Source organism: Pseudomonas monsensis (genome assembly GCF_014268495.2).
GTDB classification, from domain to species: Bacteria; Pseudomonadota; Gammaproteobacteria; order Pseudomonadales; family Pseudomonadaceae; genus Aquipseudomonas; species Aquipseudomonas monsensis.
In genome coordinates this window covers 37,577-53,237 of sequence record NZ_CP077087.1, presented here as the reverse complement: position 1 = coordinate 53,237, position 15,661 = coordinate 37,577, and the positions used below count along the sequence as shown (strand labels likewise).

The following is a 15,661-nucleotide window of genomic DNA, read 5'->3' as shown; positions in this document are numbered from 1 at the left end:
CGAAAAGGATTTCTCAATGAATCAGCTTTTGTTTTCCGGGTGCCTGGCATGGTTGTTCTCTTCCCCAGCCTTCGCCGCGCCGACGGATGCTTACACCCAACGCGATGTCATGCAGTGCGGCGGTGTTGAAGTGGTGTTGGTGTCGTCCTGCCGATCGGTGACGGTGGATGGTGCGCAAACCCACGTCATCCCGGTTTGCTCTGACCAAACCATCAACATCGGCGGCAAAGTGCTTCGTCGCGATATCAGCAAAGTTTCACAACTCACTTCCGACGGTGCGAAGACGAAGATGTTGAGCAATGTTGTTGTGGCGATGGATTGCGTGGAAGGCACCCAGGGCAGTCTTGTTTCGATAGGCGGATATGGCGGTTGTGGTTCTTGCCCAGAGTGGCACGGGTATTACTCGACATCAGGGCGATTGGAGCAATACAGCTTCGATAATAACCAACGCTCTTTTGGCTCGAAGGGATCTCGGGAGGAGCTGATCAAGGCCTATGGCGTTACGAAGAGACAGTTAATGTCAGAAAGCCCGGCGGTGAAGAGGATCGTCTATGGCCAGCCTTAAGTGGGTGTTGATGATCAACTGCCTTCTTGCCGCCACAAGTGCCCTTGCCGAGGACCCGCCCATAGTCGGTATCGACGCACACACGGTTACGTTTCGAGCGACAAAGTGGACTATGCCCGGCGTTGAGTCGGCGACCGCATGGTTCACCGCCAACGGCAAAACCTTCCCGCTTTTCGGCGCCGACATTGGCGCCGATGGGCATTCCAATATGCTCAGTCCTGACAAGAAAACTCTGCTGCTCGATCCAGTGATCGTCGGGATGTTGTCGCTCGAGAATGGTGAAGAAAAACTGGAGTCGCAACAGCATTGCGTTGTGATCTCCATGGAGACCGGTTGCGTGCTCGCTGATCGTTGGGCCACTTTTTGTGTCGGTCAGTGGAAGGGCAATCAGTGGATTTCCGCAGACGGTGATGTGCTCACTCCTGCCCTGGAGACGAAGTCCCCAAAGGACTTGCTGAAATATGTTTCAAGAATGGAGCCGGCGCAATCCCGCGCAGAATCCATCGAATGGGGCCTGAACTTTTTAAGCCCCGAGTCCTACATGGCGTGCCATCCCCCGGCGCAAAATGTTCAGGCGTACAACGACCTAGGTTTTTATCTGGCCGAGGGCGGTAGAGATGAGCTGGCGCTGAAGTTTTATCGCGGCGTTGAGGCGGTCGGTAAACGCACGGTACTGATGTTGAACATTGCCGACTCGCTCTGGCGCCTTGATCGCAAAGATGAAGCGCAGCGCTATTACAGCCAGTACCGCGACGCGATGAGCGCCGTCGGCAAGGCGCAGAAAATACCTCAACGTGTAGTTGAGCGATCCGTCATTCAGGGAATGAAAAATTGAACATGTTTGCGCGTTTTATCGCGTTGTCCTTTGGATGCCTGTTTGCCTCCTGCGCGATGGCCGAGGACGACTGCAAAGAAATCACCGTGAGCGCCCAGGTCGATCGGTGCGTGGAGGCAGCCCGCAAGGAAGCCGACACGCAACTCAATGCCAGCTACAAGAAACTGCTGGGACGGTTTGAGGCTCAACAAACGCGTGACCCTGAGCAGGGTAAAGCGCTGGTCGCCATGGCCAGAGAATCCCAGCGCGCCTGGATCAAGCTACGCGACACCACCTGCCCGCTTGAAGCCACGGAAATCGAGCCTGGGGTGGCAGCGCATGTCACGACGATCAACAACTGCGTGGCCAGAATGAGTCTGGAGCGTGCGGCTTATCTGGACACGATCGTCGCTGATGAGCCGGGTAATGTAGTTGATCTCAACAAGGTGTATCTGTCCGGCTCCCAGCGCTTCGGCGATGTCGTGGCACGTTATGTCAGCACCTTTGGCAGCCCATGCCTGACGGTCCAGATACTGGCGCCCAACGGCGGTTGGAGGGTGCTGTCCTCCAAGCGTTTTTGCAGTTTCGAGGGCAAGGCATTTTGGACGGACTATGCCGATGCCGGGTTTGAGGATCATGCGTTTGCCGAGGATGGGTTGCACGTGACGCTCAGTTTGACGGAGCTTCGTGGGCTCGGAGAGAAGCGCCTTGCCTGTGTGATACCGATTCAGAGCGAGCAAATCAAAGAGCTGAAGTGTGGCGCGCTTGAGCCTGGTGCATAACAGGTCCGAATAGTTTGCTGATACCCCTGAAACCGCTAAAGGAATGTTCGGTTTGAAATTTTCGTCTGCATTGTTTTCCGCGTTGCTCGTTTTCGTTCCTCTGGCGGCTCATAGTGAGGTCACGACCGAAGTTTTTTGCTTCCGCTCCTACGAAGGCAAACCCATAAATTTTGAATTCCGAACCTATTACGACTCTGTCGCCAAATGGAGCGGTGCTGGCGTCAAGTACAGCAAGTCGAAACAGGTTATTGGGCTGGTTCATCGCAGTACTGAACAAGAAGAGCTCGTGTATGGCCGGCCCTACCAGTACACGACAACTTGGGTTGAAGTAGTTGATGGCGCACTGACAGGTGAGTATCAGATGGTCACTCAGGGTGGCCGGGTTGATGCGATGACGTATACGAATTACAAGTCTGCAAAGAAGTATTCGTTTAAAAACGATTACAACGTGGATGCGAAACTCGAAAAAGGTTGCGAGTGGTGAAGCAGGGAATATTCAGAAAGGGGACTTAACGTCCCCTTTTTTATCCGCAAATCTCGCTACGGCTTGGCCGCCATGCTCTTCGCTTCAATGTGATCAAGCATCCCTTCCACCATCAATCGCACCCCGTCCGCCATTCTGCTGAGAGCCAGTGCCACCGAGCGGCGGGAGCCGGGGAGGTCGTCGGCGAGGTCGCAGGCGATGACGCTGATGGACAGCAGGTCTTCCGAGGCGTTGGCCATGAGGGCCTCGGCGTCGGTGCCAGGGGAGAGGCTGAAGAGGCCCGTTTCGCGTTTGGTATGTGGTTCGGTGGGCGGCTTGAAGTGGTGGTCGAGGGCGCGCTCGGCGGCTTCGTGGAATTTCTTTGATTCCAGAGTTTCGTAGGGCGAAACGTCTGGATTCTCTGGGGGATTGGGTGTTGGTTTGATCATTCGGTCTTACTCCAGTTTAAGGAGCCGACACCGTTTCGCTCGCACTTCGAAAGTGGTGGCAGCTGTGCATAGGTGTGCAAGACCGGTGGAGTAACCCGGCAGACCCGAAGGTCTCCCATACACAGCAGCCATAACGATCCGCGAGCATAGGAAAACGCTCGGCGAATTGCCATAACCAATGTGCACTCCAGCCGGACTTGCACGTCCGAGTCACCGATTTTGCGGCGACCCACAGAGCCTATCCACATCGCACCAACTCGCCTAGTTCATGGACAGCCCGGCACTTTGCAGGAAATTTCCCATAGATTCGCGGGCCGGAAGATCAAAAGATTGCAGGCTTCGCCAGCTCCTACAGGGATGTGTTTCAACAGGTGTAGGACGTTGCTTGCAGAATCGTGACTTGGCGGTCATCGTGCGGGAAATGACCAGCATCCTCTTCCAACAGCGGCAGATACTGGCGTTATCGTCCGAATCCCTTACACTCCCCCGGCCGTTCATTTTCCTTTTGAGGCTGTGCGCATGAAATTTCGTTTTCTTCTGTGGATGATGGGTTTGTTGATGGGTAAGGCCAGCCGGACAAATCCTGCGTTCCAGCAGCAGTTGGGTGACAAGGATCTGGTGTTTCAGCTGCAGACGCTGGACGGGAAAGTGGCGCGGCATTTCGTGGTGAAAAATCAGCGCATCACCAGCAAGTCCGGTGTGGTGGCGGAGCCGGCGTTTGCGATTGCGTTTAAAGATGCGGGTTATGGCTTTGCCACGATGCAGGCGAAGAACAAGCAGCTGGCGTTTATGCAGGGGATTCAGGACAAGTCGATCCAGCTGAAAGGTAATCCGGCGCTGGTGATGTGGTTTCAGGGGTTGATGAAGTATTTGAAGCCGAGGAAGGCCAAGCCTAAGGCTTGAGTAGAAGGGCTGTTGTGGCGAGGGGATTTATCCCCGATGGGCTGCGCAGCGGCCCCAAAACCTGAGACCTCGATATAACTGACACACACTGTTGGCTGGGTTTGCGACTGCTGCGCAGCCGGTCGGGGATAAATCCCCTCACCACAGGTTTTGTGTCAGACAGGTAAATTGGGTTGGATTCATCGCGGGCAAGCCCCCTCCCACAGGGATTGTGTTGATCTTGTGGGAGTGAGGCTTGCCCGCGATGCGTTTAGGCCTGGCTGAACTGCGAGGCCAGTTCGCGTAGCAGGACTTCGGCTTCGAGGACTTTGCTGACCACGTCGTTGGCTTTGTCGCGGGTCAGGCCGACGCGTTCCAGCAGGGCGTCGGGGATGTCTTCGTCGGGGCCGGAGCCGATGCCGCGACCGCGCAGCAGGCGTACGGCCAGGCAGACGAGGTTCGGGTATTCGGCATAGGCGCCGTCGTAGCTTGGGTCGTGCTGGAAGCGCAGGGCGGTGGCCAGTTCATCGGGCATGTCCCAGTAGCGCATCAGCCACGAGCCGATCTGTTCACGGCTGATACCGAGCAGATGTTGCTCGATGTAGCTGTGGCACAGGTGCGGGTTGACCTCCAGGTGACGGCAGATCAGCGAGAAGTGCGGCGGGAACACGTGGGCCAGCAGCAAGTAGCCGAAGTTGTGCAGCAGGCCGGCCAGATAGGTCAGGCCGGCTTCCGGGCGCTGGGCGCGCGGCATGGCGCGGGTCAGGCCTTCGATGACGGCGGCGGTGTAGATCGACTGCTGCCAGTACGGTGTGGTGTGTTGCGGGTGGTCTTTGGGCAGGCTCAGGGTCTTGCCGAGGGCCAGGCCCAGCGCGAGGTTGATCACCAGATCGAAACCGAGCACGCGGACGATCGCGTCTTCCACCGAACGGATCTTGCCCGGCGAGGCGTAGTACGGCGACGCCGCCCAGCTCACCACTTGCGCGGCCAGCGCCGGGTCGGTTTCAACGACGCCGGTGATGTCGTCGATGGTGGCGTTGGGGTCGACGCGCAGTTTGATGATTTTTTGCGCGGTTTCGGCCAGCGGTGGAATCTCGATGGTCGCTTCCAGACGCTGCTGAATCCGCCGCGCGGTGAACGCTTGCACAGCCTGGGTGATTTCCTCGCGGTCATCGTCCGGGCGGTCGAGGTTCGGGCGGATGCTGCTCAGGGCTTCGCCAAAGTTGGCGGCGCTGGCCTTGGTCAGCATGGTCTTGAAGTCTTCGCTGGCGATTTCCAGCAGCAGGCCCGGCTCGCCGGAGTTGATCAGCAACTTCGGCTCACGCAGCAGGCTTTCTTCGTAGAGGCACGGCGAACTGGTCAGTGCCGGCAGGCCCGGCAGCAGGCTCAGGCTGTGTTTGCCGAGCATTTTTTCCAGGCGTTCGGTGGAGACGGCGGTCAGGCGACGGCCCGTGAGTTCGGCGAGGCGGTTGAGGTCCAGCAACTGGCTCTGCGGAAACAGCACCATCAGCGCGCCGACGGCATCGTCCAGCAACACGGCTTGTACCTTGCGCGAAGCATTGAGACCGTGGTGGTCGAGCACCTCTTCGTAGGCGATACCCAGCTTGCCGAGCAGCAGCCGAATTACAGACGGCGCGTGCGGGAGTTCGGGGGCGAGAGCTGCGTCAGTCATGGTCTGTATCCGTTTTTGAAACAATTGCAGGAGTATAACCAGCTTGGTTGGAACGGGGGGTCAGAAACTGCGACGGTGCTCACACTTGGCCGTATTGCTGTCCGTGGCGCAGCCAGCGGTCGAGTAACGGGCTGACGTGGGTCGGCCAGCGTTCCAGCAAGGCTTGCGCGGCGTCGCGGACGGCGGGCAGCAGGTCGGCGTCGCGCATCAGGTCGGCAACCTTGAATTGCAGCAGGCCGGTCTGGCGGGTGCCGAGCATTTCGCCGGGGCCGCGCAGTTCGAGGTCTTTTTCGGCGATGACGAAACCATCGTTGGTCTCGCGCATGATGCCCAGGCGCTGGCGACCGATCTGTGACAGCGGAGGATGGTAGAGCAGCACGCAATGGCTGACCGCGCTGCCCCGGCCAACCCGGCCACGCAGTTGGTGCAGTTGTGCGAGGCCGAGGCGCTCGGGGTTTTCGATGATCATCAGGCTGGCGTTGGGTACATCGACGCCGACTTCGATCACCGTGGTGGCGACCAGCAGTTGCAGATTGCCGGCCTTGAATTCGGCCATGACTGCGGCTTTTTCCGCAGGTTTCATGCGCCCGTGGATCAGCCCGACTTTCAGCTCGCCGAGGGCGGCGGTGAGGTCTTCGAAGGTGGTTTCGGCGGCCTGACAGGTCAGCTCTTCCGACTCTTCGATCAGCGTGCACACCCAATAGGCCTGACGCCCTTCGGCACAGGCGCTGCGCACCCGTTCGATGACTTCGACGCGGCGGGTGTCGGTGACCAGCACGGTGTTGACCGGGGTGCGCCCGGGCGGCAATTCGTCGAGGATCGAGGTGTCGAGGTCGGCGTAGGCGCTCATCGCCAGCGTGCGCGGAATCGGCGTGGCGGTCATGATCAGTTGATGCGGGCACATGCGCCCGCCAACGCCCTTCTGCCGCAGTGCCAGACGTTGCTGCACGCCGAAGCGGTGCTGCTCGTCGATGATCACCAGTGCGAGGTTCTTGAATTGCACTTCGTCCTGGAACAGCGCGTGGGTGCCGACCACCATCGGTGTGCCGCTGGCGATCTGCTCCAGCGCGGCGACGCGGTTCTTGCCCTTGAGCTTGCCGGCCAGCCAGGCGACTTCAATGCCCAGCGGTTCGAGCCAGCGCTTGAAGGTGATGAAGTGCTGTTCGGCGAGGATCTCGGTCGGCGCCATCAGCGCGACCTGATAACCGGCCTCCAGAGCTTGCAGGGCGGCGAGGGCGGCGACCACGGTTTTACCGGCGCCAACGTCGCCCTGAATCAGCCGCAGCATCGGTTCGTGCTGGCTGAGGTCGTAGGCGATTTCGTTGCCGACACGTTGTTGCGCGCCGGTCGGGTTGAAGCCGAGGTTGGCGAGGTATTTCGGCGGCAGCTTCGTGGCTTTTGGCATCGCCGGTGCGCGCAATGAACGCATGCTTTCACGCAGGCGTTGCTGGGACAACTGATGGGTCAGCAGCTCTTCGAAGGCCAGGCGATGCTGGGCCCAGTGATGACCGAGGGCCAGTTCATCGACGTCGGCATCGGCGGGCGGGTTGTGCAGGTAGCGAATCGCATCGGCCAGCGGCGCCAGTTGGTAGTCGCGCGCCAATTCGGTCGGCAGCCAGTCGGGCAGGGTGGCCGGCTTGAGCATCGTCAGCGTTTGCATGCACAACTGGCGCAGACGCGCCTGGGTCAGGCCTTCGGTGAGCGGGTAGACCGGGGTCAGGGTTTCATCCACGGGCGGCGGTTCGTCACCGGTGATGGCGCGGTATTCCGGGTGGTAGATTTCCAGCCCTGAAGCGCCGGGCCGGGCTTCGCCGTAGCAGCGAACCCGCGTGCCGCGCTTGAGGCCTTCTTTCTGCGCGTTACTGAAATGGTAGAAGCGCAGACTCAAGCCTCCGGTGCCGTCCTGCAAGCGCACAACGAGGCTGCGACGGCGACCCATGACGACGTCGGCACCGCTGACGGTGCCTTCGACCACGGCGTCCTGACCCGGCCGTAACGCACCGATCGGCACCACGCGGGTGCGATCCTGATAACGCAGCGGCAGGTGGAACAGCACGTCCTGCAGGTTCTCCAGGCCGACCTTGGCCAGTTTCTCGGCCATGGCTTCGCCGACACCCTTGAGTGCCGTCACCGACACTTGCGACAGCTCCGTCATGACGCTCGCTTAACCGGCGGTGACCGGTGCCGCTGGCTTGGCCACCGAACACAGGCGAATGGAATCGGCGAGGATCTCGATGGCTTTCGGCCGCGGGAAGCTCGCGCGCCAGGCGATGGCCACGGTGCGGAAGGGTACCGGTGGTGACAGCGGACGCACTTCGATGACGCCGGGGGCGTAGTGATGGCTGTCGACGGCCGACAATGGCAGGATCGAGATGCCCAGGCCGGAGGCGACCATGTGCCGAATGGTTTCCAGCGAGCTGGATTCGACCGTGGTGTGCTTGGCGCCGTCGTTGCCTTTGGTCAGGGTCGGGCAGGCTTCGAGCACTTGATCGCGGAAGCAATGACCTTCGCCGAGCAGCAGCAGGCTCTTGTCGTTGAGCAGGCCGGCGTCGATGGTTTCTTTCTGTGTCCACGGGTGCTGGGCCGGCATCAGGACGTAGAACGGCTCGTCGTAGAGCGGCAGGGTCAGCACGTCGGCTTCGTTGAACGGCAGGGCGATGATGATCGCGTCGAGCTCGCCGTTGCGCAGTTTGTCGCGCAGCACGTGGGTGAAGTTTTCTTCGATGTACAACGGCATCTGCGGGGCGACCCGGTGCAGTTGTGGAATCAGGTGCGGGAACAGGTACGGCCCGACGGTGTAGATCGCGCCGACTTTCAGCGGTGCGGTCAACTGGTTCTTGCCGGCCTGGGCCAGTTCACGAATGCCTTGCGCCTGCTCGAGCACCTTTTGCGCTTGGGCGACGATGCCTTCGCCGACCGGGGTCAGGCGCACGGCGCTTTTGCTGCGCTCGAAAATCAGCACACCGAGTTCGTCTTCAAGCTTTTTCACGCCTACCGACAGGGTTGGCTGGCTGACGTGGCAACGCTCGGCGGCGTGGCCGAAGTGCTGCTCTTGGGCGAGGGTAACGATGTAGCGTAATTCAGTGAGGGTCATAGCAAGCGTCCATGAAGATGCAGGCCAAGCATACCGGCTGCAATTGATAGGCGCACGTTATCAGACTGAGTGAGGAATGCGACACCGGCCAATGTGGGTTTGCCGCGTGCAGATACGCAAAAGGCACCTTTCGGTGCCTTTTTGGCTGGCTATTACATCATCCTGTGGGAGCGAGCTTGCTCGCGAATGCGGTATGTCAGACGAAACTGCTCTGACTGACCTGGCCCCTTCGCGAGCAAGCTCGCTCCCACAGGGTATTGCGGTGTTGCTTAGCGGCGGCGATCGAGTGAGTACACAAACGGCGCCACAATTTCGATCGAGCCATTGGTCAACATGTCGGCTGGTGGCTTGGGCAGCGGTTGCGCGCGGCGGATCATTTCCAGGGTGGCCCGGTCCAGATCGGCGTTGCCGGAGCGGCTTACCAGTTCGAACGACAATACGTTGCCTTCGCCATCGACCACAAAGCGCAGACGGTTCAAGCCCTCCTTGCCGCGAGCCTGAGCACTTTGCGGGTACTTTTTGTACTTGGCCAGGTGTGCGAGCAGGGTGCCTTGCCAGCTGGCCTTGGCCGCCAACTGTGCCGGCGACGGGCCCGGCGCAGGCGCAGCGGATTTCTCCGTCGGTGCCGGGGTCGGTGGCGTATCGGCCGGTTTTTCCTCGGAAGGTTTTTCCTTCGGCGGATCAGGCAGCTTTTTCTCGACCGGCTTCGGCGGTTTAGGCTTTGGCTTGGGCTTGGGTTTCTGCACCGCGATTTCGGCTTTCGGTGCTTCAGCCAGTTTCGGAATCGGCAACTCTTCCACCGGAGCCGGCTGCTGCGGCGGTGTGACGACTTTCGGCGGAGCCGGCGGTGGCGGTGCCGGAACCGGTGCCAGTTCGACCATCATTGCCTGCGGTGGCAGTTCGATGGGCGGGCGGGCGGTCCAGTTCAGCGCCAGCGCGATGGCCAGCGCATGCACGCCCAGCACCACGGCCAGGCTACCGCCGTAACGCGTCAGCTTATGGCGCGTCTTGATCATTTCTTGGCAGCCGTCTCAAGCCCGACCAGACCGACCTTCAGGTAGCCGGCGGAGCGCAACTTGTCCATCACGCTCATCAGGTCACCGTAGTCCACGCCTTTGTCAGCCTGGAAGAAGATGGTGGTGTCTTTCTTGCCTTTGGTCTTGGCGTCGAGCGCGGCGCCAAGGGTGTCGGCTTTGACTTCGTCGTCGCCGATGTACAGGCGCTGGTCAGCCTTGACGCTGAGAAACACCGGTTTCTCCGGGCGTGGCGCCGGTTTGGCGGTCGAGGCTGGCAGGTCGACTTTGATATCGACGGTGGCCAACGGTGCGGCCACCATGAAGATGATCAACAGCACCAGCATCACGTCGATGAACGGCGTGACGTTGATTTCGTGGTTCTCGGCCAGATCGTCGTCTGCGCCTTCTTTCAAATGCAGGCCCATGGCCGATTACCCCACTTTCACCATGTGCGGTTGCGAGCTGCTGCGCTCAGGCTGGTGGTCGAGGTCGCGGCTGACCAGCAGCAGCACCTGCGCCGAGGCATCGGACACCTGCGCCTTGTAACCGGCAATGGAGCGGGCGAACACGTTGTAGATGACAACGGCTGGAATCGCTGCAACCAGACCCAGTGCAGTGGCCAGCAACGCCTCGGCGATGCCCGGCGCGACGACGGCAAGGTTGGTGGTCTGGGTCTTGGCGATGCCGATGAAGCTGTTCATGATGCCCCACACGGTACCGAACAGGCCGACGAACGGCGCGGTGGAACCGATGGTGGCGAGCACGCCGGTGCCGCTGCTCATGTTGCGACCGCAGGCGGCGACGAGACGTTCGAGACGGAAGCTGACGCGTTCCTTGATGCCTTCCTTTTCGCGGCTGTTGACCGACAGGCGCATCTCTTCGAGGGCGTCATGCACCAGCAGGTTGGCGAGGGTGCCTTCCTTCGCCGCCGTGGCGCTGGCTTCTTTAAGGGTGGCGGCTTTTTTCAGGGCGGCGATTTCGCCACGCAGACGACGCTTGGCACCCATCAGCTCGAAGCCTTTGGCGATCCAGATGGTCCAGGTGATGATGGAAGCGATGGCCAGACCGATCATCACGATTTTCACGATAATGTCGGCGTTCTGGTACATGCCCCAAGGCGACAGGTCGTGGGCCATGCCCAGGGAGTTGTCGGCTTCGAGGACTTCAGGGACGTCGGCAGCATCGACAGCCTGCACCGGATCGGTAGCGGCCGGGGCAACCGGAGTGGCGGCAGGTGCGCTTTGCTCGGTGGCGGCTGGAGTGGCGGGTGCCTGAGCGTCAGCGAAAGCGGCGGTCGGTGCCAGCATCAGGCTGAGCAGCAGAGCCGCTACGGTGCTCCAGGCGCGAGGTCGATTGGTTGGCGAAGCGGAGGTTTGATTACGTGTCATGCTGGCCGGACCTGAGATAGAAAAACGTTGCTGCTCTTCCAGGCCTCGTGAGGCCGAGAACAAAAGTGGCGTGCATTATTGCAAGTAATTCTTGTTAACAAAAGTAATAGAGTATCTTTTTTTCCTCGATTGCTAGCCGTTCGTCCTTCACCGGGGCTAGTCTGTTCCTTTCCGATGGGAGTTTTCTGATGTCCGCGCCTTCTGTTTTGATTGCCGGTTGTGGTGATGTCGGCAGTCGTCTGGCTACGCAATTGTTGAACGCCGGCTGGGAGGTTCATGGCCTGCGCCGCAACATTTCGCGCCTGCCCGACGGCGTGATCGGCGTTGCGGGTGACCTGTTCAGTGAAGATTGCCCGGCGACCTGGCCGGTGGGTGCGGTGGATTACCTGGTGTATTGCGCAGCCGCCACCGATCACGACGAGGCCGGTTATCGCGCGGCTTACGTCCAGGGTTTGCAGAACGTGCTGAGTTGGTTGGGCGACTATGGTCAGGTGCCGGAGCGGCTGATTTTTGTTTCCAGCAGCAGTGTTTATGGCCAGCAGAATGGCGAATGGGTGGACGAGCATTCCGCAACGCTTGCGACCGGTTACTCGGGGCGATTGATGCTCGAAGCCGAGCAAGTGGCGCTCAACAGTGGCATTCCGGCCAGCGTCCTGCGCCTGACCGGCATCTACGGCCCGGGCCGTGAGTGGCTGTTGACTCAGGTGCGTCGCGGTTATCGCGTGGCGGTCGAGCCGCCGCTGTATGGCAATCGGATTCACGCTGACGACGCGGCCGGATTGCTAGCGTTCCTGTTGGAGAAGGATCGGCAGGGCGTGAAACTCGAGGATTTCTACATCGGCGTCGACGATGCCCCGGCACCGTTGGCCGAGGTGGTGGGCTGGCTGCGTGATTATCTTGGGGTTACCGAATGGGCGGAAGACGCCAGCGTGCGTCGCACCGGCAGCAAGCGCTGCAGCAATGCCCGGGCCAAAGCGTTGGGCTGGACACCGACGTATCCGACTTATCGCGAGGGCTATGCCGCGATTCTTGAAGGTCAATGCTGACATCTGAACACCACACACGACTGTGGGAGCGGGCTTGCCCGCGATGGCGGCTTGGCAGTCAACTAAAGTGTTGAGTCTGTTGGCCTCATCGCGGGCAAGCCCGCTCCCACAGGATTATGTGTTGCTCCCAGGTGCGGTTACTGCTTTTCGAGCAACCACTTGCGCTCACCGGGGGTGAACTGCGGCATTTCATCCGCCAATGCAGTGTTCACTGCCTGGAAAATCTCCAGTGCCCTGCCTTTGCGGGCAAAGATCCAGTTGTTGCCCTGGCCGTTGAGTTGCAGCCACATGCTGTCGTGGTCGCTGTTCATCGAAGCGCAGTCGCCCGCCAGGCATAGCGCATAGCGGTCAGCGCCGGGCAGGCCGGAAACCTGGCCGTCAGCCTGGAACTGCACGGTGTTGCCTTCGCCGTCGCCACTGGCAATCTTCCAGCTGCCGCCCAGATACGCCGAATACAGTGCGCGTTCGAAGCTGGCGCCGATTGGCGCGCCTTCCGGCACCGGGATTTGCGCGCGGTCGAACAATTGGTCGGGCTCGTTCTCGGTGGCCGCTTGTTTCATCCGGCCGCCGTCGCGTTTCAGCTCACTGCTGGAGCTGCCATAAAAGTCGACTTTCCAGGCGCCGGACTGTTCGCCCTGCAGCCGTCCTTCGACGTTCTCGAAACCGTTGGTGTAGCGGGCCTGGCCGGCCTTGGTGTTGATGTCCCACTCAAGGTTCGGGCCGTAAGCCTGAAGCGCTTCGCGCAGGGGGCCGCCCTTGGCAGCGGCATCGATCGCCACCTGATTGATCCAGGTGCCGCTGATGTCACGGTCGGCAGGGTTGCTGGCGCAGCCGCCGAGGAAAATGGCGAGCAGCGGGAGAGCTAGCGCTTTGCGCATGGTGGAATCCTTTCAAAACCTTTTCTTGCTGAGCAGTCGGCGCGGCGTATCAGGCCGCGCCGTGCGCATCACTCGATGACCAGAATGGCATCCATTTCAACCTGCGCACCCTTTGGCAGGGCTGCAACGCCGATGGCGGCGCGGGCCGGGTATGGCTGGTCGAAGTACTTGCCCATGATCTCGTTGACCTTGGCGAAGTGGCTCAGGTCGGTGAGGAAGATGTTCAGCTTGACGATGTCCTTGAACGAACCGCCAGCGGCTTCAGCCACGGCTTTGAGGTTCTCGAACACCTGGACGGTCTGGGCTTCGAAGCCCTCAACCAGTTCCATGGTTTTTGGGTCCAGAGGAATCTGACCCGACATGTAGACGGTGTTGCCGGCCTTGATCGCCTGGGAGTAGGTACCGATGGCGGCTGGGGCCTTGTCGCTGGTGATAACGGTCTTGGTCATGTATGACTCCTTGTTAGGTGTGAGTTATGCACGCATGCGGGTGATGCGAATGACCCCGGTCAGGGCGCGCAGCTTCTTGATCACGCGGGCCAGGTGCACACGGTCGTGGACGCTGACCACCAGTTGCACGACGCTGATGCGACCATCGCGTTCGTCCATGCTGATTTTTTCGATATTGCCGTCGGCCGCGTTGACGCTGCTGGCCAGCAGGGCGATCAGGCCGCGCTGGTGCTCCAGTTCGACGCGCAGTTCGACGTTGAATTCGCCGGTGACATCCTTGGCCCACGAGAGCTGGATGCATTTTTCCGGGTTGTGTCTGATTTCGCTGATGTTGCGGCAGTTGTCCAGGTGCACGACCATGCCTTTGCCTGCCGACAGATGGCCGACAATCGGGTCGCCCGGGATCGGTGTGCAGCACTTGGCGTAGCTCAGAACCAGGCCTTCGGTGCCGCGAATAGCCAGCGGACCTTCCGGGCTCGGCAATTGCTCGCCTTCGCCGAGCAGGCGGCGGGCGACCACGTAGGCCATGCGATTGCCCAGGCCGATGTCTTCAAGCAGATCTTCGATCAGTTCGAGACGGTACTCGGCGAGCATCGCCTTGACGCGCTCGGCGTGGATCTTCTCCAGCGAACTGTCGAAGCCGTTGAGCACCTTGTTCAGCAGGCGCTCGCCGAGGCTGATGGATTCGGAGCGGCGTTGCAGTTTCAGCGCATGGCGGATGTGCGTGCGCGCCTTGCCGGTGACCACGAAGTTGAGCCACGCCGGATTCGGCCGTGCGCCCGGTGCGCTGACGATCTCGACCGTGGAGCCGCTTTGCAGCGGTTCGGACAGCGGCGCGAGACGACGGTTGATCCGGCAGGCGATGCAACTGTTGCCGACGTCGGTATGCACCGCGTAGGCAAAGTCGACCGCCGTGGAGCCTTTCGGTAGCTCCATGATCCGGCCTTTTGGCGTGAACACGTAGACCTCGTCCGGGAACAGGTCGATCTTCACGCTTTCGATGAATTCCAGCGAGTTGCCGGCACGTTGCTGCATCTCCAGCACGCCTTTGACCCACTGACGGGCGCGGGCATGGGTGCCTTTGGGCTGCTCGTCACCACTGGACTTGTACAGCCAATGGGCAGCGATGCCGTTGTTGGCCATCTCTTCCATTTCGCGGGTGCGGATCTGGATCTCGATCGGCACGCCGTGCATGCCGAACAGCGTGGTGTGCAGCGACTGATAGCCGTTGGCTTTGGGGATCGCGATGTAATCCTTGAAGCGTCCCGGCAACGGTTTGTACAAATTATGTACAGCGCCTAGTACGCGGTAGCAGGTATCGACCTTGTCGACGATGATCCGGAACGCATAGACGTCCATGATCTCGTTGAAGGCCCGACGCTTGCCGCGCATTTTCTTGTAGATGCCGTAGAGGTGTTTCTGACGACCGCTGACTTCGCCCTGGATGCCGTCGATAGCGAGGCAGTGGCCGAGGGATTCTTCGATCTTGTTGACGATTTCCTTGCGGTTGCCCCGGGCGCGCTTGACCGCCTGGTAGATCCGCGCGGAACGCATTGGGTGCATGGCCTTGAAGCCGAGGTCTTCGAATTCGATACGAATGGCGTGCATGCCCAGCCGGTTGGCAATGGGCGCGTAGATCTCGAGGGTTTCCTTGGCGATGCGCCGGCGCTTTTCGCCGGAAAGCACTTCCAGCGTACGCATGTTGTGCAGGCGGTCGGCGAGTTTGACCAGGATCACGCGAATGTCGCGCGCCATGGCCATGGCCATTTTCTGGAAGTTTTCGGCCTGGGCCTCGGCCTTGGTCTCGAAGTTCATCTGGGTCAGTTTGCTGACCCCGTCGACCAGTTCGGCCACGGTTTCACCGAACTGCGCTTGCAGCGCTTCCTTGGCGATACCGGTGTCTTCGATCACGTCATGCAGCATCGCGGCCATCAGGCTCTGATGGTCCATGTGCATGTCGGCAAGGATATTCGCCACCGCAAGAGGATGCGTGACGTACGCCTCGCCGCTGCGACGGCGCTGACCGTCATGGGCTTGTTCGGCGTAGAAATACGCTCGGCGGACCAGGTTGACCTGGTCATTGCCGAGGTAGGTCGATAAGCGATCGGCGAGGGCGTCTATGCTCGGCATGATGACTCCTGCCGTAGGCTGTTTTCCCGCGCC

The 15,661-nt window shown here is 60.5% G+C and carries 16 protein-coding genes; 6 read left to right on the top strand and 10 right to left on the bottom strand.

Annotated elements, in window-relative coordinates; all coding sequences use genetic code 11:
* Positions 1-16 precede the first annotated feature (16 nt).
* Genes HV782_RS00260 through HV782_RS00245 form a run of 4 tightly spaced genes read left to right on the top strand, consistent with a single transcriptional unit; the run spans position 17 to position 2,645 of the window.
* The gene (locus HV782_RS00260) at positions 17-565 is read left to right on the top strand and encodes a hypothetical protein (protein WP_128614431.1); all 549 of its coding nucleotides are present in this window, start codon (positions 17-19) and stop codon (positions 563-565) included.
* Positions 552-1,400, top strand: coding sequence for a tetratricopeptide repeat protein (locus HV782_RS00255; RefSeq protein ID WP_186743943.1), 849 nt, complete (start codon positions 552-554; stop codon positions 1,398-1,400). Before HV782_RS00260 ends, HV782_RS00255 begins: the two co-directional genes overlap by 14 nt.
* A gap of 2 nt (positions 1,401-1,402) precedes the next feature.
* Entirely contained in the window at positions 1,403-2,161 is a 759-nt protein-coding gene (locus HV782_RS00250; RefSeq protein WP_186743945.1) for a lysozyme inhibitor LprI family protein, read from the top strand.
* 43 nt (positions 2,162-2,204) lie between these two features.
* Positions 2,205-2,645, top strand: a complete 441-nt coding sequence (locus HV782_RS00245; protein WP_186743947.1) for a hypothetical protein — start codon at positions 2,205-2,207, stop codon at positions 2,643-2,645.
* Positions 2,646-2,701: 56 nt separating this feature from the next.
* Here HV782_RS00245 and HV782_RS00240 read toward each other — a convergent pair whose 3' ends face one another.
* Positions 2,702-3,073, bottom strand: a complete 372-nt coding sequence (locus HV782_RS00240; protein ID WP_186743949.1) for a DUF6124 family protein — start codon at positions 3,071-3,073, stop codon at positions 2,702-2,704.
* Positions 3,074-3,592: 519 nt separating this feature from the next.
* Between HV782_RS00240 and HV782_RS00235 the strand changes: the two genes are divergently transcribed.
* A complete protein-coding gene (locus tag HV782_RS00235) occupies positions 3,593-3,976 on the top strand; it encodes a helicase (protein WP_025112696.1) in 384 nt (127 codons plus the stop codon).
* Between the two features lie 250 nt (positions 3,977-4,226).
* Here the strand turns inward: HV782_RS00235 and HV782_RS00230 are convergent, their stop codons facing one another.
* The 6 genes from HV782_RS00230 to exbB all read right to left on the bottom strand — a co-directional run bounded on the left by HV782_RS00230 (position 4,227) and on the right by exbB (position 11,125).
* Positions 4,227-5,627, bottom strand: a complete 1,401-nt coding sequence (locus HV782_RS00230; RefSeq protein ID WP_128615334.1) for an aminoacyl-tRNA deacylase and HDOD domain-containing protein — start codon at positions 5,625-5,627, stop codon at positions 4,227-4,229.
* 79 nt (positions 5,628-5,706) lie between these two features.
* A complete protein-coding gene (recG, locus tag HV782_RS00225) occupies positions 5,707-7,782 on the bottom strand; it encodes an ATP-dependent DNA helicase RecG (protein ID WP_186743951.1) in 2,076 nt (691 codons plus the stop codon).
* Positions 7,783-7,791: 9 nt separating this feature from the next.
* Complete coding sequence (locus HV782_RS00220) at positions 7,792-8,721, bottom strand: hydrogen peroxide-inducible genes activator (RefSeq protein ID WP_007920331.1); 930 nt, start codon at positions 8,719-8,721, stop codon at positions 7,792-7,794.
* A 269-nt stretch (positions 8,722-8,990) separates the two neighbouring features.
* Complete coding sequence (locus HV782_RS00215; protein WP_186743953.1) at positions 8,991-9,737, bottom strand: energy transducer TonB family protein; 747 nt, start codon at positions 9,735-9,737, stop codon at positions 8,991-8,993.
* A complete protein-coding gene (gene exbD / locus HV782_RS00210) occupies positions 9,734-10,162 on the bottom strand; it encodes a TonB system transport protein ExbD (protein WP_123469870.1) in 429 nt (142 codons plus the stop codon). The genes HV782_RS00215 and exbD overlap by 4 nt, the downstream gene beginning before the upstream one ends.
* A 6-nt stretch (positions 10,163-10,168) precedes the next feature.
* The gene (exbB, locus tag HV782_RS00205) at positions 10,169-11,125 is read right to left on the bottom strand and encodes a tonB-system energizer ExbB (RefSeq protein WP_123469868.1); all 957 of its coding nucleotides are present in this window, start codon (positions 11,123-11,125) and stop codon (positions 10,169-10,171) included.
* Between the two features lie 188 nt (positions 11,126-11,313).
* Between exbB and HV782_RS00200 the strand changes: the two genes are divergently transcribed.
* Entirely contained in the window at positions 11,314-12,171 is an 858-nt protein-coding gene (locus HV782_RS00200; RefSeq protein ID WP_186743955.1) for an SDR family oxidoreductase, read from the top strand.
* Positions 12,172-12,308: 137 nt separating this feature from the next.
* Here the strand turns inward: HV782_RS00200 and HV782_RS00195 are convergent, their stop codons facing one another.
* The 3 genes from HV782_RS00195 to spoT all read right to left on the bottom strand — a co-directional run bounded on the left by HV782_RS00195 (position 12,309) and on the right by spoT (position 15,628).
* Positions 12,309-13,049, bottom strand: a complete 741-nt coding sequence (locus tag HV782_RS00195; RefSeq protein WP_128615337.1) for a putative periplasmic lipoprotein — start codon at positions 13,047-13,049, stop codon at positions 12,309-12,311.
* 68 nt (positions 13,050-13,117) lie between these two features.
* On the bottom strand, positions 13,118-13,498 hold the full coding sequence (locus HV782_RS00190; RefSeq protein ID WP_014340863.1) for a RidA family protein: 381 nt from the start codon (positions 13,496-13,498) through the stop codon (positions 13,118-13,120).
* Positions 13,499-13,522: 24 nt separating this feature from the next.
* A complete protein-coding gene (gene spoT / locus HV782_RS00185; protein ID WP_123469862.1) occupies positions 13,523-15,628 on the bottom strand; it encodes a bifunctional GTP diphosphokinase/guanosine-3',5'-bis pyrophosphate 3'-pyrophosphohydrolase in 2,106 nt (701 codons plus the stop codon).
* Between the last annotated feature and the right edge of the window lie 33 nt (positions 15,629-15,661).